The organism is Microbulbifer thermotolerans (assembly GCF_001617625.1).
Taxonomy (GTDB): Bacteria; Pseudomonadota; Gammaproteobacteria; order Pseudomonadales; family Cellvibrionaceae; genus Microbulbifer; species Microbulbifer thermotolerans.
This window is the reverse complement of sequence record NZ_CP014864.1, coordinates 3559250-3583751: the sequence shown is the minus strand read 5'-3', so window position 1 is coordinate 3583751 and position 24502 is coordinate 3559250. Positions and strand designations below refer to the sequence as shown.

15 protein-coding genes are annotated in these 24502 nt (G+C 57.2%); 12 read left to right on the top strand and 3 right to left on the bottom strand.

Going from position 1 to position 24502, the window contains the following annotated elements:
* The first annotated feature begins 17 nt into the window (after window positions 1-17).
* The 11 genes from A3224_RS14750 to A3224_RS14700 all read left to right on the top strand — a co-directional run bounded on the left by A3224_RS14750 (window position 18) and on the right by A3224_RS14700 (window position 19872).
* On the top strand, window positions 18-878 hold the full coding sequence (locus tag A3224_RS14750) for an isochorismatase family protein (RefSeq protein ID WP_067156339.1): 861 nt from the start codon (window positions 18-20) through the stop codon (window positions 876-878).
* A 3-nt stretch (window positions 879-881) separates the two neighbouring features.
* Window positions 882-1685: a 2,3-dihydro-2,3-dihydroxybenzoate dehydrogenase gene (gene dhbA / locus A3224_RS14745; protein WP_197463006.1), complete on the top strand. Its 804-nt coding sequence runs from the start codon at window positions 882-884 to the stop codon at window positions 1683-1685.
* A gap of 330 nt (window positions 1686-2015) precedes the next feature.
* Complete coding sequence (locus A3224_RS14740) at window positions 2016-3158, top strand: efflux RND transporter periplasmic adaptor subunit (RefSeq protein WP_331709199.1); 1143 nt, start codon at window positions 2016-2018, stop codon at window positions 3156-3158.
* On the top strand, window positions 3155-6343 hold the full coding sequence (locus tag A3224_RS14735; RefSeq protein ID WP_067156333.1) for a multidrug efflux RND transporter permease subunit: 3189 nt from the start codon (window positions 3155-3157) through the stop codon (window positions 6341-6343). The genes A3224_RS14740 and A3224_RS14735 overlap by 4 nt, the downstream gene beginning before the upstream one ends.
* Before the next feature lie 246 nt (window positions 6344-6589).
* Entirely contained in the window at window positions 6590-6931 is a 342-nt protein-coding gene (locus tag A3224_RS14730) for a hypothetical protein (RefSeq protein ID WP_067156330.1), read from the top strand.
* A 3-nt stretch (window positions 6932-6934) separates the two neighbouring features.
* On the top strand, window positions 6935-8593 hold the full coding sequence (locus A3224_RS14725; protein WP_067156328.1) for a PepSY-associated TM helix domain-containing protein: 1659 nt from the start codon (window positions 6935-6937) through the stop codon (window positions 8591-8593).
* Window positions 8590-9870 (top strand): enterochelin esterase, encoded by a 1281-nt coding sequence (gene fes / locus A3224_RS14720; RefSeq protein WP_082817561.1) that lies wholly within the window; start codon window positions 8590-8592, stop codon window positions 9868-9870. Before A3224_RS14725 ends, fes begins: the two co-directional genes overlap by 4 nt.
* 32 nt (window positions 9871-9902) lie before the next feature.
* Entirely contained in the window at window positions 9903-10136 is a 234-nt protein-coding gene (locus A3224_RS14715; RefSeq protein ID WP_067156322.1) for an MbtH family protein, read from the top strand.
* Window positions 10133-17476: a non-ribosomal peptide synthetase gene (locus tag A3224_RS14710; protein ID WP_067156319.1), complete on the top strand. Its 7344-nt coding sequence runs from the start codon at window positions 10133-10135 to the stop codon at window positions 17474-17476. Before A3224_RS14715 ends, A3224_RS14710 begins: the two co-directional genes overlap by 4 nt.
* A gap of 304 nt (window positions 17477-17780) precedes the next feature.
* A complete protein-coding gene (gene entS / locus A3224_RS14705; RefSeq protein ID WP_082817560.1) occupies window positions 17781-19073 on the top strand; it encodes an enterobactin transporter EntS in 1293 nt (430 codons plus the stop codon).
* Between the two features lie 49 nt (window positions 19074-19122).
* Window positions 19123-19872, top strand: a complete 750-nt coding sequence (locus tag A3224_RS14700) for a 4'-phosphopantetheinyl transferase family protein (RefSeq protein WP_067156314.1) — start codon at window positions 19123-19125, stop codon at window positions 19870-19872.
* Between the two features lie 40 nt (window positions 19873-19912).
* Here the strand turns inward: A3224_RS14700 and A3224_RS14695 are convergent, their stop codons facing one another.
* From A3224_RS14695 to A3224_RS14680, 3 genes are all read right to left on the bottom strand, one after another.
* Window positions 19913-20944 carry a lipid A deacylase LpxR family protein gene (locus A3224_RS14695; protein ID WP_197463004.1) on the bottom strand — a complete coding sequence of 344 codons (1032 nt, stop codon included), beginning with the start codon at window positions 20942-20944 and terminating at the stop codon, window positions 19913-19915.
* Between the two features lie 444 nt (window positions 20945-21388).
* Window positions 21389-21817: an organic hydroperoxide resistance protein gene (locus tag A3224_RS14685; RefSeq protein WP_067156305.1), complete on the bottom strand. Its 429-nt coding sequence runs from the start codon at window positions 21815-21817 to the stop codon at window positions 21389-21391.
* 190 nt (window positions 21818-22007) lie between these two features.
* Window positions 22008-22469, bottom strand: a complete 462-nt coding sequence (locus A3224_RS14680; RefSeq protein WP_067156302.1) for a MarR family winged helix-turn-helix transcriptional regulator — start codon at window positions 22467-22469, stop codon at window positions 22008-22010.
* Window positions 22470-22721: 252 nt separating this feature from the next.
* Between A3224_RS14680 and A3224_RS14675 the strand changes: the two genes are divergently transcribed.
* Window positions 22722-24404, top strand: a complete 1683-nt coding sequence (locus A3224_RS14675) for a phytoene desaturase family protein (RefSeq protein ID WP_067156300.1) — start codon at window positions 22722-22724, stop codon at window positions 24402-24404.
* Window positions 24405-24502 lie beyond the last annotated feature (98 nt).

The window sequence follows — 24502 nt, the reverse complement described above, 5'->3', positions numbered from 1 at the left end:
GAGGCTGGGAAGCAAATATGAGTATTCCATCTATCCGCTCTTATCCAATGCCACAGCAGATGCCCGAGAACAGGGTTCGGTGGAATCTGGATGCCGAAAGAGCTGTGCTTTTGATTCACGATATGCAGGAGTATTTCCTGCACTTCTATGGTGAAGAAAGTGCGCTTATCGACACTCTGCTAGCGAACCTCATCGCACTGCGTTCTTGGGCCTGGGAACATAAAGTCCCCGTGGTGTACACCGCCCAGCCACCCAGTCAGACGGCGGAAGAGCGCGCGTTGCTGACGGATCTGTGGGGGCCGGGAATAACCGCGAGTGATCCAGAAGCGGCAAAAATTGTTACGCCACTGACACCGGAGAAAAATGACACTGTGCTGGTTAAGTGGCGCTACAGTGCTTTTCAGCGTTCGCATCTTGAAGCCCTGATGCGCGATTGGGGGCGGGATCAGCTGATTATTGGTGGTGTATATGCCCACATCGGCTGTATGACTACAGCGCTCGATGCATTTATGCGGGATATTAAGCCGTTTCTCGTTGCGGATGCTGTCGCCGACTTTTCGCCCCGGGAGCATCAACAAGCACTTGATTTTGTCGCTGGTCGCTGTGGGTCGGTGACGACGGTTGAAGAGATTTTAAATCCAGTAGCGAAAGTGGACTTTCCCTGGCTGACCGCGCAAATCACCCCCTTGTTAGAGGAGGATGCCGGAACACCGGACCCCGAAGACAACCTTCTGGATTATGGGCTCGACTCTATTCAGGTAATGCAGCTGATCGGTCGCTGGCAGCAGCTAGGTATACATCTTAGTTTCGAAGAGCTTGCAGGTGAGCCTACCCTGGCCAATTGGTGGAAATTGATTGAGCAAAAACAGGCAGCTTGATTAGTGAATATCGTCGATAACAGTAGCGGTTACAGTTTCCAGCAACAAACTGTCTGGGTCACCGGTGCCGCGCGCGGGATTGGGCGCGTAGTCGCAGATCGCTTTGTGCATCTCGGCGCCCGGGTACTGGGGTTGGATTGTCGTTTTGAAGACAGGGGATATGCCTTTACAACCCGCCACCTGGACGTATCTGATCCGGAGCAGGTCCGTGTATTAGTTGAGGAAATGCTTCACGAGGGGATGGGCCCAAGAGTTCTTGTTAATGCCGCCGGTGTATTGCGGCTCGGAGATATCGACAAGACAAGTCGCAACGCCATGTCGCTGAAAGATTGGGAAAAATGCATGGATGTGAACGTCAGTGGCGTTTTTTATTTGCTACGCGAATTGTCGCACCATTTCAAAACACAACGGCAGGGCGCCATTGTTAATATCGCTTCCAACGCGTCCAGGGTGCCGCGCATGTGCATGGGGGGCTATTGTGCTTCCAAGGCGGCTTTGCAAAGCCTGAGTCACTGTGCCGCTTTGGAGCTTGCGGAATTTGGCGTGCGTTGCAATCTGGTTTCTCCCGGCTCTACGGATACAGAGATGTTGCAATCCATGCTGATGGATAAGCGTGGAAATGTTGAGGATGGCTACCAAAGAACAATTGCCGGAATTCCGGAGCAATACAAATTGGGAATACCTTTGAAAAAGATTGCAAGGCCAGAGGAAATTGCCAATACGGTGATTTTTCTTGCGTCCGATCAGGCGAGTCACATCACCATGCAGAATATCGTTGTCGATGGTGGAGCGACATTATCTGCCTGAGAAAAATAGATAAATTAAAGCAGGTCTTTTATCGGGTGACTAAAGATTTATCCATGTGCCATGTCAGAGAAGGGTTGTGGAACCTCTGATTAATTTGCATGAGCGCTGTAGTTGATTGCGTAATACGTATCTGGATGAAAATAATCTTTGTCATCAAGTAGAAAACTATTCAGAGGTTCGGCAATTCAAATTAGTTGAGTTTTTAATGTTGTTGGGAAATGGATTTGGCTTCAGGCGGGTGGGAACCTGGAGAATGCTATTGACTGGATTAAAAATAGGAAAACAGTAGTGAAAAATAAAATATTAGTAAAACTTATCGTTCTATTTTTCATGCTGTTTGGCTGTGCAGAAAGCATGCCGGATCGAGAGATAGATGGAAAAAAATCTCCACAAGTTGCCGTGACAAAGGTATCCGTTGGTCCTATGCCTGTGGAGTATACGCTGCCAGCCCGGGTTGCTCCTTTGAGAATTGCGGAAGTTCGCCCGCAGGTTAGCGGCATATTGGAGAAGCGCTTGTTCAAAGAGGGGGCCTTTGTCAATGCCGGTGACCTGCTCTACATCATTAACTCAGACGATTACCAGATACAGGTTGCGCGGGCCAGGGCGGAGGTAATGGCTGTGAAGGCAGAACTGGAAACATTAAAAAATGAAGCTTCGCGCCTGAAGAAATTGTCCGAAGATGACGCAATCAGCCGGCAATTAAGTGAACGTGCGCAAGCGGAGTATTTGCAGGGACTGGCCCGTGTGCAGGTGGCTGAGGCAGCACTGAACCAGGCTGAACTGGATTTAAAGCGCACAGAAATCAGGGCTCCTATCGCAGGTGTGATCAGCCGGGCATGGATTACTGAAGGTGCACTTGTCGCAGCAGACCAGAACCAGCCCCTGGCCAGTATTCAGCAGTTAGATCCCATTTATATCGATATAGTCCAATCGGGAGAGCAAATGCTCTTGGTCCAGCAGAAACTGGCCAGCGGTTGGATGAAACCCGGTAATCGAGAAGTAGAACTTATTATCGGTGATCAAGTTTATCCGCATACCGGTCAGATTAAGGCCACGGAGCGGAATATTGATCTTCAGACTGGTGTACTCACTCTGCGCGCAGAAATCCCCAATCCCGACGGATTGTTGCTGCCGGGTATGTTTGTGCGTGCCCGGGTGCAGCTGGGTGTGGCCAGAGCAGTAGCTCTGGTACCACAACAGGCTGTGCATTTTAACGGTCGTGGCGAGGCGCAGGTGTGGGTTGTCGGAGATGATCAGAGCGTATCTCTGCGCCGCGTGGAGCTGCTGGCCAGCAAGGAGCATCAGTGGGTTTTGGGTGAGGGATTGGCCGAGGGCGAGCGTGTACTGGTAGAGGGAAGTTTGCGCGTATATCCAGGATTGGTGGTGGACGCTGTGCCGTGGACGAATACGGGTGAAGCCTCAGAGCGCACAGCCTTGGTCAGGGTGGAGAATGCAACGGAGGCGCAACCTTGAACACCAAGCGCGGTACCAGCGCAACCTTAGCGCACTTTTTTCTCGCACGGCCGGTACTCAGCTGGGTTTTGATCCTTGTGATGATACTCTGCGGGGCAGTGGCTTTGCGTCAACTCCCCGTTGCGCAATACCCTCCTGTCTCTCCGCCTACGGTCAATGTATCCGCTGTTTATTCCGGTGCCTCCGCGGAAGTGGTCGAGGCCAGTGTGACTCAGGTATTGGAGCAAGCGCTGAAAAACCTGGATCACCTGTTGTATTTTTCATCCAGTAGCAGCTCAGCTGGTGAAGCGCGGCTACGTCTCACTTTTGCCCAGGGCACAGATCCGGAGGTAGCACAGATGCAGGTGCAGAATCGGGTCAATGAAGTGAGCTACCGCTTGCCGCCGGCGGTGCGCCAGGCCGGGCTTAATGTTTCGGCTCAGCAGGGCAGCTTTTTGATGGTGGCTGTTTTTTATGATGAGAGCGGTGTGCGCAATGATTCCGACCTCTCCGACTGGATCAACAGCCAAGTCGCTGATGCAATTAGTCGCGTACCCGGAGTCGGGCAAATCGAACCCTTTGGTTCACCTTACGCGATGCGTATCTGGTTGCAGCCGGAAAAGCTAACCGCCTATGGCCTGATGCCCGAGGATGTATCCCGGGCAATAGAGGCTCAGAACACAGAAGTTCCGGTGGGAGAATTGGGGGCGCGGCCATCCAGACCCGGACAACAGTTGAACGTCTCAGTAACCGCGCTATCGCGTCTGCGCACTGTAGAGCAGTTCCGCAATATTGTGCTCAAATCGTCTGTGGATGGTGCTGTCGTGCGCCTGGCGGACGTGGCCAGAGTGGAGATCGGCAGCGAGGATTACACCACCACTTCCCGTTTTAATGGCAAGCCGGCATCTGGACTTGCCATTAATCTCGCACCCGGCGCGAATGCCGTAGCGACTGCAGATGCGGTGCGTGCACGCATTGCCCAGTTACAGCCCAGTTTTCCGCCTGGTGTGAAAGTATTTTACCCGGAGGATGCGTCCCGTTTCGTAAAACGCTCCATAGGAGAGGTGGTAAAAACCTTATTGGAAGCGGTGCTGCTGGTTATTCTGGTGATGCTCGCCTTCCTGCGCGATTGGCGCGCCACGCTGATTCCGGCCGTTACCATTCCCGTAGTGGTACTGGGAACTTTCGCCATCCTCGCTTCGGCCGGTTATTCCATCAATACATTGACCTTATTCGGGTTGGTGCTCGCCATAGGCCTGTTGGTTGACGATGCTATTGTGGTGGTTGAAAACGCCGCGCGGATCATGGCGGAACGCGGACTGGATGCCGCGGCGGCTACCCGCCAATCAATGGAGGAAATTACCCCGGCACTGGTGGGAATCACTATGGTACTGGGTGCGGTATTTTTGCCTATGGCATTCTTCCCCGGATCTGTGGGGGTTATTTACCGTCAATTTTCTATCACCTTGGTATCAGCAATGGCGCTTTCGGCTCTAGTGGCGATTGCATTGACGCCAGTGTTGTGCGCGCAACTGCTGAGATCCGCCCCACGAAATCAGCGGTGGAAAACCCGGGGAGACGGGCTTGTCGTCACCGGGCTCAATTATGTGCTGTCACGTCCGGGCCGCTTTGCTCTGATTTATGCAGTCTTGATTGGGACTGTATTTTGGGGATATCAACGTTTGCCGGATTCGCTGGTGCCGGTGGATGATCAGGGAACGGTAATGGTCCGCTACACACTGCCGCCTGGAGCGACCTATACCCGCACCGCCGGATTGGTGGAAGGCATTGAGAAATATTTCCTCGAAGAAGAGGCCGATAACGTCGCAGGGATTTATACCGTTTCCGGATTCAGTTTTGGTGGCGCCGGGCAAAATGCCGGCATCGCATTTGTACCCTTGGTGGATTGGGAGTTGCGCTCAAGCGAAGAGAATAGCGCTCAGGCTATTGCCGCGAGGGCCACAGAAGCGCTCAGCCACTTAATGGATGCGCGAGTCTTTGCCACCGTGCTACCCCCAATCGACGGTCTGGGGGAGAGTGACGGGTTTGAGTTCTGGCTGCAGGACGGGACTGGGGAAGGTCAGCAGGCGCTCGCCGAACGCGCGCGAAACCTGGTTCAGGCACTCAATGAGAAACCGGAAATTTTATTTGCCGATAGTGATGCCTTAGAGCCAGGTCCAGTGCTGCGAATTGATATAGATCGTCCCAAAGCGGCGGCGCTGGGGCTGGATCTTGACAGTGTTAATTCAACGCTCAGCACTGCATGGGGCAGTGCTTATATCAACGATTTCGTGCACCAGGGGCGTTTGAAGAAAGTGATACTCCAGGCGGATGCCGGAGCCCGGGCTGTACCGGAAGACCTGCAGCGGTGGTACGTGCGCAACCGACAAGGTGAAATGACACCATTCGCCGCCTTTGCCTCTAGCCGCTGGGATACGGCGCCCGTTGAGCTGGCCCGATTCAACGGTATGCCGGCAATCCGTATTAGCGGTGTCGCCGCACCGGGGGTGAGTTCCGGTGCGGCGCTCGCCGCAGTGGAACAGCAGGCAGAGGCGCAGGGGGAGGCTCACTACGCGTGGAGCGGCCTGTCTTATCAGGAGAAAATATCCAGCGGCCAGGCGCCGATGATGTATGCGGTATCCATTCTGTTTATTTTTCTTTGTCTGGCCGTTTTATATGAGCGCTGGACTATCCCTCTCTCTGTATTGCTGGTTATTCCCGTAGGGCTTTCAGGAGCGGTACTGGCAGCCAATTTGTTGGGCCTGGCTCACGATATTTATTTCCAGGTCGGTGTAATTGCCACCATTGGCCTCACAGCAAAAAACGCCATTCTGATCGTGGAGTTTACAGAGCAGGCGCGTGTCAAGGGCGAACCTCTACTTACAGCGATTTGTTCGTCTGTGCAAAAACGCCTGCGTCCTATTCTTATGACTTCACTAACATTTGGTGCCGGCGTGATTCCACTGGTATTGGCTTCAGGTCCAGGCTCTGCCGCGCAGCGAGCGATTGGCACAAGTGTACTTGGTGGTGTGGCCTCCGCGACAGCAATGATTTTATTTTTGACGCCTTTGTGCCATCTGTTGCTGGTGCGGTGTGAGGTTCTTGTGAAAGAACGAATCGAAAAGTCCACAAGATTGAAGAGGTACACTGTAAGTGGCGGGAAAACCTCTTCTGATTCGCTGAGAGAGGCCAGCCCGGAATGCTAATACTCCTAGTCATTTTTTTTCATATCGGCGCAACGCTGATGTATCTGGGTCATCGGAACCAGTGCTGGATAAGTCGCTCTTTGTCTCCAAAGTGGGGTTGGTGCGGTACCACATTAACAGTGGCCACGTTGCTGGTTGCCTGCAATGTATATCCGGTCAATACCGCTATTTTCACCTGGTTATCGGGACTAATGCTGTTATGGGGACTTTTGCCTTTTGTGTCACTGCTATGGAAAACCGGAAATCATGACTAACCAAAGCCCAGGGAATGCGATACGCCGGAAAAACCGTGCGTCGACAAAACTTCAACCTGATTGGTGGAGCAAGAGCTTCGCAGGTGCTGTTCTCGGTTTGACGCTGGCGTTGGCGCTGGCGGGGCTGTTTGCGTGGGTTGGTCCCGGCGGTTTGTATGCGCCGGACAAGCGGCAGTTTGTGATGTGGATGATCGCTCCGTTATGGGTGACCGTATTCAGCTTGGTTTATCTCATTCCAACCGGAAAGCGGGCGCTGTTGATTCTTGGCGGGCTTAACCTGCTGGCATTTGGTTTGTTGTTTCTTGTGCGATTTATTTCTGAGGGGAGGGTGTAAAACATGAAAGTTCGCAGTGATATTTTGCGAATTTACCGCAGCCTCCATACCTGGGTCGGTATAACTTCTGGACTTTTATTGCTGGTTGGTTTTTTCGCCGGTGCTTTGACCATGTTCAAACAGCCGATGGACCGCTGGATAAATCCGCCTGAGAAACGCATGCCATGGATTCAGGAGTCTTCTCTAGATCAACTTGTGGCGCAGGTCATGGAGCAGTATCCCAGTGCGCGAAGGGAATTCACGCTTTATCCCATCGAGCGCGAGGATCTGTCCGCTCCTATGGTGTGGACGGAAACCAGTGGTGGAAGAGAGCTCGACCTTTCCGCTGAGCAGCGCATTGCCAGTCTCGACAGCAACGGCAATCTTAAAACCGATATACAAATGCCCTCCCGGTTTGGGGACTTGGTTGATATGTTGCACCGCACTGGCGGAATACCGGGCTTTACGGGTGATGAATACCTGGGTGTCTATATTTTAGGTATTGCCGGCGTGCTCTATTTTCTCGCTCTGATATCCGGTGTCATTTTGTTGTTGCCAACCCTGGTTAAAGATTTTTTTGCACTTCGGTACGGAAAGAATAAAAAACGTTTTTGGCTTGATTCCCATAACGTTGTTGGTATCACCAGCCTGCCTTTTCACATCGTCATCAGCCTTACCGTTATCGTGTTCGCTTTTCATGGAGAATTTTACGAGGCGCTCAAAGAGGTGGTTTACCCGAATCAGGAGCGGGCGCAAGAAATGGGCGAGTCACAGCATCGGAACCCGCAGGACATTCTCCCGCCCTCCCAACTTTTGCAGAAAGTGCGTGCGGAGGCTCCCGGCTTTGACGTCACGGAAATGTTGTATATGCGCCTCGATTCGCCGAGACCACTGGTGCGGATTGCGGTCTATAAGCCGGAAGAGCTCGTCCACGGGCCAGTAACCGGCTACGTTGGCGTCGATCCTTATAGCGGAGAATTCCTCCTAACAGCCATGTTGCCGGGCAAGGCCGAAGGCTGGGGCGCTATCGTTAACTATTTCTTTGCCCTCCACTTTGGCAGTTTTGGCGGAAGCCTGGTGCGCTGGATTTATTTCTTTTTAGGGCTGAGTGGTGCCTTCTTGTTTTATTCCGGTAATCTGCTTTGGATTGAAAGCCGGAGGAAAAAGCTGCGCAAAAACGCAGCGCCGGATACATTGGTCACGCAGCCTAGGAACTTGCAGTGGATGGCCGCAATTACCGTAGGCGCTACCTTTGGCTGTGTAATCGGTGTGTGCCTGGCCATGGTATCCGGTAAGTGGATGCACGCGGTTAGCGATAATATCAATTACACCTATGTAAACATCTACTACATCTGTTTTGCGGTAGCGATTGCATACGCGCTATGGATTGGGGTGGGGCGGGCCACCTGGCACTTGTTGCTTGCTTCTTCACTGAGCTGCGCGCTTATTCCGCTCACTTCCTTCGCTTCATGGTTGATTCCCGGGCTCGGCTTGTGGGCATATACCAGCCTGCCAGTGTTGATGGTGGACCTTACCGCCGCCGCCTTTGCCGTTGTGTTGATGTTTGCTGCCGTGCGCAGCCGACGCCGTGCTTTTTCCGGCAACACAGATAGTGTTTGGTCCGCTTACAAAGACAAGAAAAGCCAGGCGCCGGGGTTGGATCGCAAGGAGTTTCCAATATGACGTCTGTAAAGGAGTCCACACTTCCAGAAGTATTTTTTGCCGATGGAGAACAGCCAGGGAGCGAGGCGTGGTGGCTAGGCATGGCTCACCGGGGGCTGCCTATGGTGATCTCAGAAAGTAACGGCCTGAAACATACTCTGTTTCTATGGCGGGAACGGCCGCAACAAAAGCTCAGAACAGTATATATCGATGTGTATTCACACACCCCGCATCCGGTACGCGAAGCGCCTACACAGATGCAGCGAGTGGGAAACACCGATATCTGGTACTGGCAGACGGCGCTGCCGAAGAACTGGTGTGGAAGTTATTTTTTTATGCCGCTAGAGGAGTCGGATGCTCCGATGCCGACTTCTTCGGGCGAGCGGCGCCGATGGTGGAAAGACATGATAAAACACCGCGCAAGTGCCGATCCCTTCAATCCCATACCGCCGCACAACGGTGCCTGGGCGGAGCCGCTTTCCGGTATCTATCCCGATAACGTGCACTGGCTGCACCTGGAGCCACAGGGTGCATTGCGCAAGATAAGGTGGTCTAGCCCCCGACTGGGAAATACGCGTGACATATGGCTGTACCGTACTGGTGATGATCAATCATCAGAAGCGGAAAACTTACCTTTGGTTATTCTTTTGGACGGCAATTACTGGTCTACCCAGGATCATTTATTCGGCGAGTTGGATATTCGTACCAGGGCCGGCGATCTGCCCGCTGCCCTTTACTTGTTGATCGATAGTGTGGCCCCGGAAACCAGAGATAGAGAATTGCCGTGTAATCCTGAATTTTGGTTAGCGTTGCAGGAGGAGCTTTTACCCGAGGTTTCCGCGCTGGAGCCTGTCACTGATAAAGGGGAATTGACTTTGCTTGCCGGCCAGTCTTACGGCGGTCTTTCCGCTTTGTGGGCCGCGTTGCGCTGGCCACATCGTTTCGGTCTCGCCCTCAGTCAATCGGGCGCTTTCTGGTGGCCTGTGGCGGCGATGGCGAACAGTTCCCGAGAAAGTGAGCAAGGAAACCGCAGGGAAAAAAGACTTTCCGACTGGGTGCAGAATAGTTTTCGCGGCGATCCGCAAAGCCGTAAGCAGCCGCGTTTTCTGGTGGAAGTCGGGAGTTATGAAGACCTGCTTATAGACGATAACCGGGCGACGCGGGATGTACTGCTTCAGCAAGGTTTCTCTGTTGAATATCGAGAATTTCCAGGCGGTCACGACTGGCTTTGTTGGAGAAGATCCCTAGTGGAGGGCATTGTCGCGTTAATTGGAAATACAGCTGTACCCCACCATTGATATTCAGGATATGTGCATTCACGGAGGCCCCGATGAGAGAAGACGAGTATAACAATCCATTCGACAGCGAGGATAAGGATTTCCTGGTGCTTAAGAATGCATACGGGCAATACAGCTTATGGCCAGACTTCATGGCGATACCCACGGGCTGGGAGTCTGTGTATGGGCCGGAAGCTCGCCGGGCCTGCGATGAATTTATCGAAGCGCATTGGCAGGCCATAAATCCTTTTTCTGTCTCCGGTAAACAACCGGAGGCGCAATCATGAGTGAAGTGGAAAATTGGATACCGCTAACTCACGCACAAGAAGGCATCTGGTACGCGGATAAGGTATCGGAAAGCAAGAGCCGCTATGTGATCGCTCACTGCGTGGAATTGACCGGTGAGGTTGATATGGAAGTATTGCGGTCCGCTATCCGCATGGGGCTGAGCGAGGTGGACACGGTATCCGCACACTATTGCAGTGAACAACCGCGGCAGTCGCTGCGGAATTTATCTGCAGACTGTGTGCCAGAAGTGGAATACACGGATTATCTGCATGATCCTCAGGGGTGGGAAAAAGCGTGGAACACAATTTGGCACGCGACGGAAAGCCCCGCGGCCAGTGTTGATCCAGTTAGCGGATATCAAGCATGGATATGCCAGAAATTGTTTCGGGTAAAAAACGGCCGTGGCGAATCCCGGATTCTCTGGTACCAGCGATTTCACCATATTATGCTGGATGGATTCAGCTTCGTTTCGCTTACCCGGCGGATAGCGGCTATCTATACCGCATGGGTTCGCAACGAGGATTTACCGCCTGCAAACCTTACCAGTGTAGAGGCGGTGGTTGCGGAGCAGCGTGCCTATCGAGCGTCCGAAAAATGGGAAAAAAGCCGCATTTTCTGGCAAAAAACACTAAACGCCTGCCCGCGCCCGGCGCCGCTAGCGCCGCCTTTGCAACAGGACTCTGAGCAGAATGTTTTGCGCCACCATTTTTGTCTCGCTGCAGAGACGCTCAAGCGTATGCAGATAGTGGCGGAATCGAATAACCAAGTGAGTGCGCCGGATCTTGTCCTCGGAATGCTGGCTGCATATTTAAGTCGTGTCAGTGGTCGGAGTCACCAGCTAATCGGCGTGCCTTTTATGGGGCGCATGGGATCGGTAGCGATATCCTCTGCTGCGCCAGTCGTCAATGTGCTGCCAGTACCGGTTCAATTGGGGGGAGAGATGCCCCTTGCTGCCTGTGCGAGGGCATTTAAGCAGGCATTGGCACGGGTTCGCCCATATCAGCGTTACCCGGCGGAGCAGATCCAGCGCGACCGGGGACAACTGGCGGCGGAAAACCCACTCTACGGTCCTGTCATTAACTACAAACCGTTTGATTTCGCGCTCGATTTTGCCGGCACTCCCGGCATTACCCATCAGCTGGCGACGGGGCCGGTGGATGACATTGAAATCGGTTTGTTATTTGCTGCGGATGATACAGGTGAGCAGACAGTTCAGTTCGACTTGCGCGCCAATGGGAGCCGCTATTCAGAACGGGATCTGATTCGTCACGCTGAGCGGATTTCGGCTCTCCTGGAGCGCTGGCTGGCGGCGCCGGAAACGCCGCTTGGGCAAGTGGATGTGCGCGCACCGAGGGAAATTGCTGAAATCGCGCGCTGGTCAAAGGGCCGGCAGATTTATCGGGATGCCAGCCGCAATACCATCGCGGACTGGTTGCACTTTCAGGCGGAAATAAATCCGCGCAGAAGAGCGTTGATTTGGGGCGATGACGCTGCGCAGAAGTCCCTGGATTTTCAGGAGCTGTCGGCTTCGGTGGCACAGCTGAGCCGGCTGTTAATCGACGAAGGTGTTGGCCCCGGCACGGTGGTGGCGCTGGCACTGCCCCGCACAGTTGATGCGGTAGTGTCCATCTTCGCAGTACTCAACAGCGGGGCGGCGTTGTTGCCCATAGACCTGGATTATCCGGCGGAGCGCATCGCGCAGATGTGTGAGGACGCCAGCCCTAGCATTCTCCTCAGCAGGAGCGAGGTTAAATTGTTATGGCCAGCGTCCGTCAGGCGCCTGGACTTGGATAAATTGGACGAGCGCTTGCGGTCATTTTCCAGTGCGCCGCTGCAGGTGGGAGAAAGGTTGGGTGAAATTGGTAACGACGCTATTGCCTATGTGATCTTTACCTCCGGAAGTACCGGGCGTCCCAAAGGTGTGATGAGCACCCACGGTGCTTTGCTGAACCTTTTCCAGTCACACCGGGAACAGCTTTTTCTGCCGGTGCTGGAGAAAGTGCAAAAGCAGCATCCGGGGCGTAGTCTGCGCGCCGCTCACACACATTCCTTCTCGTTTGATTCCTCCTGGGTTCAGTTTTTCTGGCTGCTGCTAGGCCAGGAATTACATATTTTTGACGAAGAAGCGCGGCGGGATGCCTGGGGATTGGTGCAGTCCATACAACGGCGTCAAATCGATGCCCTGGATCTACCGCCTTCGCTGTTGGCACAGATGATCGGCAATGGACTTTTCGCCGCCGGCCGCCACCACCCCGCTTATATCGCCATCGGCGGTGAGGCGGCGCCGGAAGCGCTGTGGAGGATACTGCGCGCACAACCGGGGCTCTTTGCGCAAAACCTCTACGGGCCTACGGAATATACCGTCGATGCGCTCGGTGCATCTCTGTCCGCCTGTGAAATACCAGTGATAGGGCGCCCCATTGGCAACACCCGCGTTTATGTACTGGACGCTTTTCTGCAGCCGGTGCCCCAGGGAACCGCGGGCGAGCTGTACCTGAGCGGTGCCGGGTTGGCACTGGGATATCTGGGCCGGGGCGCTCTGACCGCCAGTCGCTTTGTGGCCGACCCCTTCACCGCGGACGGCGGGCGTATGTACCGCACCGGGGATTTGGTGCGGTGGAATTCTGCCGGGCAACTGGAATTTCTCGGCCGCAGTGATCATCAGGTAAAAGTCCGCGGTCACCGGGTAGAGTTGGGGGAGATCGAAAATGCGCTTTCGATGTTGCCAGCGGTGGAGGCCGCGGCGGTTATTACCCGTCAGGTCAATGGCAGTGCCCGTTTGATTGGCTGTGTGGCTATACCCGGATTGGGAGAGGCGGAAAAGCGTGAGCGGCCAGTGGACCTGCTGGCGCAGCTGCGCCACCGCTTGCCGGATTACATGGTGCCCGCGCAACTGCTGGTACTCGACAGCCTGCCGCAGAATATGAGCGGCAAAATAGACCGCAGAGCACTGGCGGAACTGGCGCAGCAAGCATTACAAGAAGCGCCTGCGCAGGGGACTGAACGCCCCCGCAATGCGCGGGAGGAACTGCTCTGCCAGGCGATGGGCGAAGTGCTTCAACTGTCCGCCGCCGTAGGAGCCGCAGATGATTTTTTTGCCCTCGGCGGTGACTCTATCAGTGCCATCATGCTGTGCACACGGATGCGCGAAAGCGGCTATGGGTTGAAACCCAGCCAGGTATTTGCCCACCGCAGCCCGCGCCAACTCGCCCCTCTTTTGACGGAGACTCACGCTGCTCCTGTAGCTTCCGGGACCTGGTCGCTGCCGCCGGCGCAGCGGGAAGCTCTGCGCGAGCGCCACGGCGAATTTGCCGCGGCAGCGCCGGTGCTGCCGCTGCAGCAGGGAATGCTGTTCCATATTCAGGCCCATACCCGTGCGGTCGCTTCCGCGGGGGACGCCGGGGACAGTTACAACGCCTTTACCCGCCTGCGGATTTGCGGTGCCCTGGATGAAGACAGGTTACGACGGGCGCTCAATCGCGTACTGGAGCGTTATCCCCAGCTGGGCGGACTGTTTGACAGCGACGGTGGGGGCGGCACCGCGCCGGTATTCCTGCTGCCGCAAAAGGGCAGTGTGCACTGGCCCTGGCGCAGCCTGGATCTGAGCGACCTGCCGGAAAAAAAGCGCGCAGATAAAGTCGCACAGCTGGAGCGGGAAATGCTCCAGCGCAATTATCCCACCGACCGCTTCGGCGGCATGCTGGGCGCGGCACTGGTGCGTATGGGCGTGCGGGAATACCGCTTGTTACTGGTCACCCATCACCTGGTGATCGATGGCTGGTCCACGCCATTGCTGCTGCGGGATCTGTTGACGGCCTATCGGCAAGATCCCCAGCCTCTGCCTGCACAGCGCGTGGATTACCCGCAGGTGGTGCGCGCCCTGGTGGGGCGGGATCTGTCCGCCAGCCGCGACCTGTGGCGACAAGTGCTTACGGATGTGCGGCCCTGCGTCTTGTTTGGCGGAGGACAGAGCGAGCAGGCCCCGGTTTCTGAGGCGGAGCTGCGTCTGCCGGCGGCACTGACTGCCCGTTTGAATAGCGAGATCCGGCGTCGGGGATACACCCTTAACGCAGTGATGCAAGGCGTGTGGGCACAAGTTTTGTCGGGTATCAGCGGTCGCCGGGATCTGGTGTTCGGCACGCCGGTATCCGGCCGCACCGCCGCCATTCCCGGTATAGAGGAACAGGTTGGCCTGTTCCTGAATACGCTGCCGATACCGGTTTCCCTGTGCCCGGAGCAAAGCCTCTGGCAACAGTTGCCGGAAATCCAGGCCCGCCACAGCCAGCTACTGGAAAACGACGGCTTGGGGTTGGCGGAAATTCAGCAGCTGGCTGGCGGTGAGCCTTTGTTCGATACGCTGCTGGTTGTGGAAAATTATCCGGACAGTGCTTATCTGGAACAGCAGCTCACCGGTACCGATGGCGAGCCACTGGTTTTCGGAGATATTCACAACCGTGGTTACAGCCACTACCCGCTGGCGCTGCTGGTAATTCCCGGCGAAGCCTTAACGCTGCTGGTGGAGAACCGCGGCGCTGTGGCGGACCCGCGCTGGATCGCAGAACGGGTGGCTGAGGCGCTGCGGGATCTATTGGAGATGCCGGAGCGCCCCCTGTGCCGAGCGCCGCTGTTGTCAAAACCGGAAGCTCAGTTGATCGCTTCAGTAAACGACACGGCGCATTCGCTCGGACAGCAGCAGGCCGCAACACTGCAATCCCTGCTGGCGGCGCAGGCCGCGCGTGCACCGGCGGTGCCCGCGCTTTTGGACAGCCGCGATACATTGGACTATCGCCAGCTGCGCGCACAAGTACAGGCCCTGGCACAGGAGATCATCGAGGCCGGCGTAGTGCCCGGTGCTATCGTAGCGGTGGCACTGCCGCGTTCCGTGCGTCTGAGTCTTGCGCTGATGGCGGTCATCGAAGCGGGGGCCGCCTATCTGCCGCTGGATCTCGGTTATCCGGACGAGCGACTCGGATTGATGCTCACCGATGCGGCACCGCAACTGTTAATTACCGACAGCGATCACCGCGCGCGCTTTGCCGCGCTGGCGGATACCAAGCTGCTGGCATTCGACCGGCTCGCGGATAGCGCTGCGCTGCCATCACCCAGCGCCGCGCCACTGCGCCCGGTAACACCGGAACACCCGGCCTATGTGATTTATACCTCTGGTACAACCGGCCGCCCCAAGGGCGTACTGGTCTCCCACCGCGCGATTGTGAACCGCATTCTGTGGATGCAGCACGAATACGCTTTGTGCGCCAGCGATGTGGTACTGCAGAAAACCCCCTGCAGTTTCGATGTGTCCGTATGGGAATTTTTCTGGCCGCTCATTGTGGGCGCGCGGCTGGTGATGGCGGAGCCGGAAGCACATCGGGATCCGCAGCAACTGGTGGAGGCCATCGAGCAATTCGGTGTGACCTGTCTGCACTTCGTGCCCTCAATGCTGGCGCTCTTTACCGAGCACGCAAACACCCAATACCCGCAAGAGCGCAACCTGTGTCCGAGTCTGCGCCTGGTGTTCTGCAGCGGAGAGGCGCTTTCCCAAGTGCAGGTAAACGATTTCTCTACGCGTTTTAACGCCTGTTTGCACAACCTCTACGGGCCCACTGAAGCCGCGGTGGACGTATCCTATTTCCCCGCGTCGAGCGGTGATCTGCGTTGTGCCGGGGACGGCGTGCCCATCGGGCGCCCGGTGTGGAATACCCAACTGCGCATATTGGACGACTGGCTGCGGCAGGTGCCTGTCGGTGCTACCGGCGAGTTGTACATAAGCGGAGTGCAGCTGGCCATGGGCTACCTCGGCCGCGCAGCGCTGACCGCATCCCGTTTTGTGGCCGACCCCTACGCTTCCGAACCGGGAGCGCGCATGTACCGCACCGGAGACCTGGTGCGCTGGCTGCCGGACGGCAATATCGAATATCTCGGCCGCGCCGACGACCAAATCAAAATTCGCGGCCAGCGGGTGGAACTGGGGGAAATCGAAAGCCAGCTGCGCCAGTTGCCCGGCGTGGCCAATGCGGCAGTCTGCGCTATGACACTGGGAGTGGAAAATCCCGCATCGCAGATGGACAGCCGCCAGCTGGTGGCTTACCTGATCGCGGCCGAAGGCGCGGACCTGGATACCCGATCCATCGCCGAAAGTCTCGCCGCCCATCTGCCCGCGCATATGCTGCCGGTGGCCTATGTCACCATGGAGGCTTTTCCCTTAAGCGCCAACGGCAAACTGGACCGGCGCGCTCTGCCGAAACCCAATTGCGTGCGCGCAGAAGGGGGCAGGGCTAACGAGCGGCGGTTGCCGGCGCGGGGGCTGGAGTCGCGTCTGGCGGCAGTCTTTGCGCGGTTATTGCAGCGCGAACAGGTCTTTGCAGACGACGACTTTTTTGCTCTCGGCGGCCATTCACTGCTGGCCATGCGCCTGGCGGCTGAAATCCGCCGCGAGCTTAAGCGCCCGGTGAGCGTGGGGCAGATTATTACCGCTCCCACCGTCGCTCAGCTGGCCGCGGTACTGAACCGAGCAGGCATGCTGAATGATTTCGGCAGCGAGGGCTTCGATGAAGTGCTGCCCCTGCGCGGCGGCGAGGGCGCGCCGCTGATCTGTTTCTACCCCGGCTCCGGCTTCGCCTGGCAGTACTCGGTGCTCTCCCGTTATCTCAGCGGCGGTCGGCCGATCATCGGTTTGCAATCCCCCCGCCCCAATGGGCTTATCGCCACCAGCGCGGACATGGAAACCCTGATCGAACGGCAGCTGGCGGTACTGCGCCGCATCCAGCCTGCGGGCCCCTATTACTTGCTGGGGTATTCCCTGGGCGGTTCCGTGGCGTATGGCGTGGCGGCGGCGCTGCGAAAAGCCGGCGAGGAGGTGGCCTTTCTGGGGCTGCTGGATACCTACCCGTCGGAAGTGCACGACTGGGATGACCCGGATGGCGCCGAGGCGGCGCTGGGTGCGGAACAGGAGCAGACCCGGCTGTTAAACGAGGCATTTACCGCAGGGGGCGAAGCGCGGGAAGACGAGCTGATGCGGCGGGAGCGGGAAGCCATGCTGGCGCAGATTTTTGCCAACTACCAGGATGCGGTGCGGCTGCTGTCCAGTGCCCAGACGCCGGTTTACGAGGGACGGGTGACGCTGTTTGTCGCCGAGCGATCGCTGCCGGACTACGTGGACCCGGTGGGGGATTGGTCGCCTCTGGTTGGCGAGCTGGATGTCCACCGGCTGCCGGAGCGCGCGCACGATGACATCCTTGCGCCGGAATCACTGGAAACACTGGGGCCCTTGATTGATCGGTTGCTCCTTGCGGCAGATGGGGTTGAGGCCGACGGTGCCGAGCTTTCCGAGACCGCTTAAAGGGAAGAATCTCTAATGGCGGTAAAGAAACTGCGCGGCTAGATAAGAAGCTCAGGTAATGGGGTTGGTATTTCGAAACCGCCGGATACAGGAAGATATCCGGCGTAGTTACAGGGAATTTTTCGTGTATTTTCGCAATGCCGGCCCGATTGCCTGAGCGCCCCGCAATCGGCGATTTTTCAATGTACTTCTGAGCCAGTCGCTTCGAAGCCGAAAAATCATTCCAAACCTGAAACCAGCAACTTTTCGTTTTAATCGCGCCCGGGCGCGGCTTTGCCCGGGAGCCACAACCGATTAAAAAACTATGTCTAAAAAATCCCTTTTTGTGGATTTCAGTATCCTGAAGTCCAACCGTCACTTTCGCCATGTATTTATCGCGCGCACCATCTCTCTGCTCGGGCTCGGTATCCTCTCGGTGGCGATTCCGCTGCAGACATACGAACTGACAGGAGACAGTTTTCATGTGGGCTCGGTAATGGCTGTGGAGGGCGCAGGGTTATTTGTGGGGCTATTGTGGGGCGGTGTTTTGGCGGACCGCTACGACCGCAAAAAACTGATTCTGTTTGCCCGCACTATTTGTGGTGTCGGTTTTCTGGGCATGGCGATCAACGCCTGGCTGCCGCAGCCATCGCTGGCGGTTGTTTACGGATTGGCGCTATGGGATGGCTTTTTCGGTGCCTTGGGTGTGACAGCACTGCTGGCCGCGATGCCGTTTATTGTGGGGCGGGAGCATTTAATCCAGGCGCGCGCGGTGTCTATGGTGAGCGTGCGCCTGGCGTCGGTGATTTCTCCGGCCTTGGGCGGCGTGATTATCGCGTTCGGCAATCTCGGCTGGAGTTATATGCTTGCGGCGCTGGGAACCGGGCTGACTTTAATACCTCTGCTCGGCTTGCCCACCATGAAGCCGGATACGGCACAGGACGGTGGCCAGAAGCCGTTGTGGGCACTGGCGGAAGGATTCGCTTTTGTATTTTCCAACCCATTGATTCTCGGCGTGGTGGGGGTCGGTATCTTGGTCACGCTGGCAACAGGCGTGCGGGTACTGTTTCCGGCCCTGAATGCATCGCAGTTTGGTGGAGGTGCCTTCGAACTGGGACTACTGTATTCGGCGGTTCCGGTCGGCGCGGCGCTGGGGGCGCTGCTGAGTGGCTGGGCGTCGCACCTGCGGCAGCCGGGGCTGGTCATGGCGGCAGTGAGCTTGGGGGCCTTTACCTGTCTGATGTTGTTCAGTTTGAGTAACGCCCTGCCAATAGCCTTGTTCATTCTGGCGGTGTTCGGTTATCTGGTTGCCATAGCCGGACTGCTGGAGTACGGCCTGGTTCAGGATGCAACCCCAGACCATTACCTGGGGCGGGTAAACGCTATCTGGACGGCGCAAGATGCCTGTGGGGATTCGGTGGGCACATTGGGGGCGGGGCTATTGGGTAAATGGCTCTCCGCCACCGGTGCTGTGTTCGCTGTCGGCGCGGGCAGTTTTGCCGCCGGGTTGTTGCTGTTGTTGGGGTGCCGCTCTCTGCGCGATGTATCAGGGCGAAGGCAAGAGGCGGAAGCTGCAGTGGAAAAAGAAGGCGCAGAAGGGGATTGCGCCTCCACATAATCGCTGGTGTCCGGTGGTGATTGCAGTGACGAACCCAGGGTTTTCCAGTATGACGGACAGCGCGGCGCCGGCATTCATTTCTGATGTCCACAAGGCGTTCGACGTGGACACACAGATTGTTACTGTGTCGTGCAAATTCGATGTCTCCTTATTTCAGCCGGCGGATTACGCTGTCCTGAACTTGCTTATGCCGGCGTCCATCGCCGCTTCGGTGCGCAAGCGTCAGGCGGAGTTTCTGGCCGGCAGATATGCGGCATCCCTGGCATTGGCCGCCCTCGATATTGATGTTCGGGCCTGCGGGCCGGTCGGCATTGGCCCGCGGCGCAATCCGGTTTGGCCGCAAGGGGTTGTCGCCTCCATTTCCCATGCCGCGGGGCGGGCTGTCTGTGCCGCCAGCCTCCGTGCGCACAATGATTTTCTCGGTGTGGATATAGAGTTGCTCTCACCTGAAATGGATTTTGCGGATGTGCAGCAGGCCGTCATGGGGGAAAGGGAATTGGCGCTTTTGGTTGATGCCGGTTTGGCGCCGTCTCAGGCCGTGTTCCTGACCTTTTCTGCCAAGGAAAGTTTGTTTAAGGCACTGTACCCAGCCGTGGGTGATTATTTCGGGTTTGAGGTGGCCTCGGTGACTGGCTGCAATCCCCGGGCCGGGAGACTCAGCTTGACGCTGGCGGGGTGGTTCGCGGACAAACACCAGCTGCCTGTGCACTATCAGTGCCGCTACTGGCTCGAAGCGGATGGCGGGCCCGCAGCGCGGATAAAAACCTTAATTGCCGGCTGTTATTCCACCACTGCTTGATCTTCCGGAAGCGTAGGCCGCGCTCACGCGCAGACGCGCCCTAAAAATTGCGTCGGATAGTCACGCTGCCCAGCTGCGGCTTTTCCGATTGGCCTGCAAATTCCCGCGTGCGTACAAAGCGGGCAAAGGCGAATTGCCACATCCCGTAACTGCCCGCCACACCCACGCCCAGTTGTGCGACAAAGGGTTCCCGGTCGACACTGTGGCTGTCTTTCCACAGGTTGCCGTCGAGGGTGATGTCGTGGGCGATCAGCTGCAAGTCCAAGCTGACGAAGCCGTGTAGTTTCAACCTGCGGGAATAGTCCGCTGATCGCTCCGGCGCCGTGTTCAGGGCCGCGGGCAGCAGTGGCGCGCTGCCGAAGTTGTCCGGCAGCTGGGGGCCGAAGCGCCATTCCACGCCGGTGTTGGCGGAAGTCAGCAGGTTGCCGATGTTGCCGCCGCCGTGCAGGATCAGGTCTGATTTCCAGTTTTCGCGCGGCGCGCGGCGCAGCTGATAGCGGCGCAGCCAATGGGAGTGCAGGCGGAAGACCACCTCATCCGACAGCTGATTGTCCCAGCCGCGGAAGCGGTCTGATCCCAGCAGACTGTGCACTGCTCGCTGCAGCTCCTCCGCCTGTGCGGAAGGGCCGACAATACCCAGCGAGATGCCGGTGGCTCGCATCGTATTGTCATTGCGGCCATTGTAGTTGGCTTCAAAAATCAGCGCCCCGGCATAGGGTCTGTCGTCTTCGATCAGCGCTTCCTCCTCCCAGTCCGTAGGGGTGAATATGCCGTGGCTTACGCTTACCGTCATGTTGTAATCGGTATACCCCTGCGGCTGCAGCCAGCCCGTGACGCGGTTTAGCAGGCGGTAGCTGGATGGCAGGCGTGCATCCTGAAAGCTGTCGACTGTTTGCGACACGAATCCAACCTCGACGCCGTTTGAATAACCCCGGTCCCTGCCGGCAAAAAAATCGTTGTCGATACGCACGGTGATGGCCTGCAGGGATGTATCCGCCGGTTCCGCCTCCGCGGCCGGCGCCGCGCCAGAGAAAGAGACTGCACCTGCGAACAGCAGGCTGCACCAGGTCATACCCATCCGGCGGCGAGACGGCTGATGTGCGGGAAACTCAAGGAAAGAGGACTGCTTACTGCGGCGATACATTGCTTTTTCGGCTACTGCTGCTGTTGTTGGGGGGCACAATTTGCCAGCTTGGTGCGCAATCATCCGGATGGGGCCGGGTTATCTGCGCACTGAGCGGCTCGCGCTGAAGGCGGATTTTATGATTGGGATAAAGATTTCGGGTATCGGCAGACTGCGCAATAATTGCCGGATTCTGTGGGGCTTTTATTGTGACTGTATTTTGTTTTTAAGTCCCTTATTGAGATATCTATTTTGTATGAATTGCGCGAGTTCCGGCGCTGCGTTTGCGATCGGAGCGGGTGCAGAAAGCATTCCTGGCGGGCACCTGGCCCCAGCGGGGCCGGGTGCTATGCGTTGCTGGGCACATTGTGCCCGGGCGGTGCGGCGTTTTGATTAGGTCTCCAAATGCAGGCGTACATCCACATTGCCGCGGGTGGCGTTGGAATACGGGCAGACTTCCTCGTGGGCGCGTTGGATCAGTTTTTCCGCACTCTCCCTCTCCAGCCCCGGTAGGCTGATAAACAGATCGATGTCCAAACCGAAGCCCTTGCCACCATTGACCGGGCCTATGCCGACCTCGGCGCGCACTCGGATATCGTCCGGCAGTTTGACCTTCTCCTGTCCGGCGACGAACTTGATGGCGCCAATAAAGCAGGCGGAGTAACCGGCGGCAAACAGCTGCTCCGGATTGGTGGCATCGCCGCCGGGGCCGCCCAACTCCTTGGGAATGGCGAGTTTGACATCCAGGATGCCGTCGGAGGATTTGGCTTGGCCGTCTCGGCCTCCGGTGGCGGTGGCCACGGCTTTATAAAGTACTTGCATGATGGTGTCCTCGGTTGTTTTGCTGCAAAAGTCTAGGGAACCTCTGGATACTTCGCTTCCCGGTGGTGGTGCATTCGCCAGAGGTGTCTTGCCTTGTGGGCGAAAATAAAGTTATCGCGATAACTGTTATTGCGATAATTAGTTTTATCTATGGCGGTAATAGCCATGGGGGGAGACCGCTGGGTGAGTCTTATTGGTCGCCGGTGTCTGCGGGGGTGTCCAGTGAGCGGCGCAGGGCGTCAATTTGCGCTTTCAGTTGCTGCGCGGATTTGCGGTCCAGGCCGCCGGCGCACAGAACCTGCCGGGGGATAGATTCCGCCTTGCGGCGCAGGCTTTTTCCCTCGGTTGTGAGCTGCAGGTGAACCCGGCGCTCGTCATTGGCGTCGCGCCGGCGTTCGATCAACCCCTGGGCCTCCAGGCGTTTGATGACTGGGCTCAAAGCGCCTTTGTCCTGCCTCAGGCGGTGGCCGAGCTCCGTGGCGGTGATACCGTCTTCTTCCCAGAGCACCAACATCATCAGGTACTGCGGATAGGTAAGCCCCAGTTTCTCCAGCAGGGGCTTGTAGGTCTTGCTCATCGCCAGGGAGGTGGAATAGAGGCTGAAGCAGAGCTGATTGTCGAGTTTCAGGTCTTCGATGTTGGATTTTGCCATGGGCTCGCTCAATAACAGGCTGGCGAATGTGCGCAGTTTAACGCAACAGTGACGCTGGGTTTATCGCGGCTTGCCAACTCCTTGCCTGAGTGAATGAACCAGAGGTGCCCGGGATTCCGTCAAACGTCACTCGAAGCGGCGCCGGCTTGTCGGAGTGAACACAGAGCTGCATATGCAACTAGTTGCATATAGGGGCGTTCGAGGCTAAGGTTGCGTTACAACAATAATTAATCACCTATTGAGAGGCTCGATATGGCGGAAGCAACCGCGAGCGCGCGCAAGGCGCCCCAACCCGGCCGGCTCCGAATTGGGCGGCGCTACAGACCCGGCCGCCTGCAAGGGCCTTACGATGCCGTTGTGATCGGCTCGGGAATGGGCGGTCTCACCACGGCGGCCCTGTTGAGTGCGGCGGGCAAAAAAGTACTGGTGCTGGAGCAGCACTACACCGCCGGCGGTTTCACTCACGCCTACGACCGCAACGGCTATGAGTGGGATGTGGGGGTGCACTATATCGGCGATGTGGGCGATCACCCGACGGTAACGAAAAAACTGTTCGACTTTCTCACTGCCGGGAATTTGCACTGGGCGCCGATGGATAACTGCTATGACCGCATTTGTATCGGCGACGAGCAGTTCGACCTGTGTGCGGGGCGGGAGCAATTCGCCGCCGAAATCCTGAAACATTTCCCCGGGGAAGAGAAAACCATCGAGGCCTATCTGCAGCGGGTATCCGTGGCGGGCAAGGCCATGCGCCTGTTGGCGATGGAGAAACTGCTGCCGCAGTGGTGCGGTCCGCTGCTGGCACTGTGGAAGAAATTCACCTGGCCGGATTACCTGAACAAAACCACTTACGAGGCCCTGCGCGAGCTGACCGACAACGAAAAGTTGATCGCCGTGCTCACCGGACAGTGGGGCGACAACGGTATGACGCCGCAGACCGGCAGCTTTATCATGCACGCCCTTATCGCCAGGCACTATCTCTACGGCGGTTACTATCCCGTGGGCGGTGCCAGCAAGATCGCGGAGACGATCATCCCGCAGATCCAAAAAGGCGGCGGCGAGGTGTTCACCTATGCCAAGGTGGAAACCATTCTGCTCGACGGAAAGCGCGTGCGCGGTGTGCGCATGGCAGACGGCACGGAGATAGCGGCCCCGCTGGTGATCTCCGCTGCGGGCGTATTTAATACTTTCGAGCGCCTGCTGCCGCGCAGCGCCAGCGAGCAGGCCGGTTACTGCCGCGATCTGCGGCGCGTGCGGCCCTCCATGGCCCACCTCTGCCTCTATATCGGCCTGCGCAAAACCGCCGCCGAGCTGGGGCTGCCGAAGACCAACTACTGGCTCTACCCCGGAACGGATTACGAAGGTGCGGTGCGCGAATTCACCGCTGACAGCGAGGCGGAAATACCACTGGTATACATCTCCTTTCCATCCGCCAAGGACCCGAGTTTCAACCAGCGCTATCCAGGCCGCGCCACCATAGAAATTGTCGCGCCGGCCAAATACGAGTGGTTCCAGCAGTGGCACGATAAGCCCTGGGGTAAGCGCGGAGAAGACTATGAAGCACTGAAGGAAAAATTCAGCCAGCGGTTGCTGGAGCACCTGTACAAACACTTCCCACAACTGCGCGGGCAGATCGATTACTGCGAGCTATCCACACCCCTGTCCACCGATTATTTCTGCTGTTATTCCCGCGGCGAAATCTATGGTCTCGAACACGACCCGGCGCGCTTCAAGGAATCTTGGCTGCGGCCGCAAACCCGAATCAAAGGGTTGTATCTGACAGGGCAGGATATTTTGATCTGCGGTGTTACCGGGGCCATGATCGGCGGCGTGGTCACAGCCCAGAGTGTGCTCGGCTGGCGCAGGGGCCTGGGCATAATGCGGCGTATAATGGCGGCACCGCGCGAGCGTGTCCGCGAACTGCCGGCGGACTAGGGAGGCTCTGAATCCTCCGCTTCTCGGTACAGACTCCTGGGGGTCGATATTGACCACAAGGCTCGCGCAAATGACACAGAGACCGCCCCCCATTGTCA

Bases quoted from the DNA above. Each gene is read 5' to 3' on its own strand.
- A3224_RS14750 (WP_067156339.1), top strand. From the start codon at position 18: ATGAGTATTCCATCTATCCGCTCTTATCCAATGCCACAGCAGATGCCC.
- A3224_RS14740 (WP_331709199.1), top strand. From the start codon at position 2,016: ATGCTGTTTGGCTGTGCAGAAAGCATGCCGGATCGAGAGATAGATGGA.
- A3224_RS14730 (WP_067156330.1), top strand. From the start codon at position 6,590: ATGACTAACCAAAGCCCAGGGAATGCGATACGCCGGAAAAACCGTGCG.
- A3224_RS14725 (WP_067156328.1), top strand. From the start codon at position 6,935: ATGAAAGTTCGCAGTGATATTTTGCGAATTTACCGCAGCCTCCATACC.
- fes (WP_082817561.1), top strand. From the start codon at position 8,590: ATGACGTCTGTAAAGGAGTCCACACTTCCAGAAGTATTTTTTGCCGAT.
- A3224_RS14715 (WP_067156322.1), top strand. From the start codon at position 9,903: ATGAGAGAAGACGAGTATAACAATCCATTCGACAGCGAGGATAAGGAT.
- A3224_RS14710 (WP_067156319.1), top strand. From the start codon at position 10,133: ATGAGTGAAGTGGAAAATTGGATACCGCTAACTCACGCACAAGAAGGC.
- entS (WP_082817560.1), top strand. From the start codon at position 17,781: ATGTCTAAAAAATCCCTTTTTGTGGATTTCAGTATCCTGAAGTCCAAC.
- A3224_RS14700 (WP_067156314.1), top strand. From the start codon at position 19,123: ATGACGGACAGCGCGGCGCCGGCATTCATTTCTGATGTCCACAAGGCG.
- A3224_RS14695 (WP_197463004.1), bottom strand. From the start codon at position 20,944: ATGACCTGGTGCAGCCTGCTGTTCGCAGGTGCAGTCTCTTTCTCTGGC.
- A3224_RS14685 (WP_067156305.1), bottom strand. From the start codon at position 21,817: ATGCAAGTACTTTATAAAGCCGTGGCCACCGCCACCGGAGGCCGAGAC.
- A3224_RS14680 (WP_067156302.1), bottom strand. From the start codon at position 22,469: ATGGCAAAATCCAACATCGAAGACCTGAAACTCGACAATCAGCTCTGC.
- A3224_RS14675 (WP_067156300.1), top strand. From the start codon at position 22,722: ATGGCGGAAGCAACCGCGAGCGCGCGCAAGGCGCCCCAACCCGGCCGG.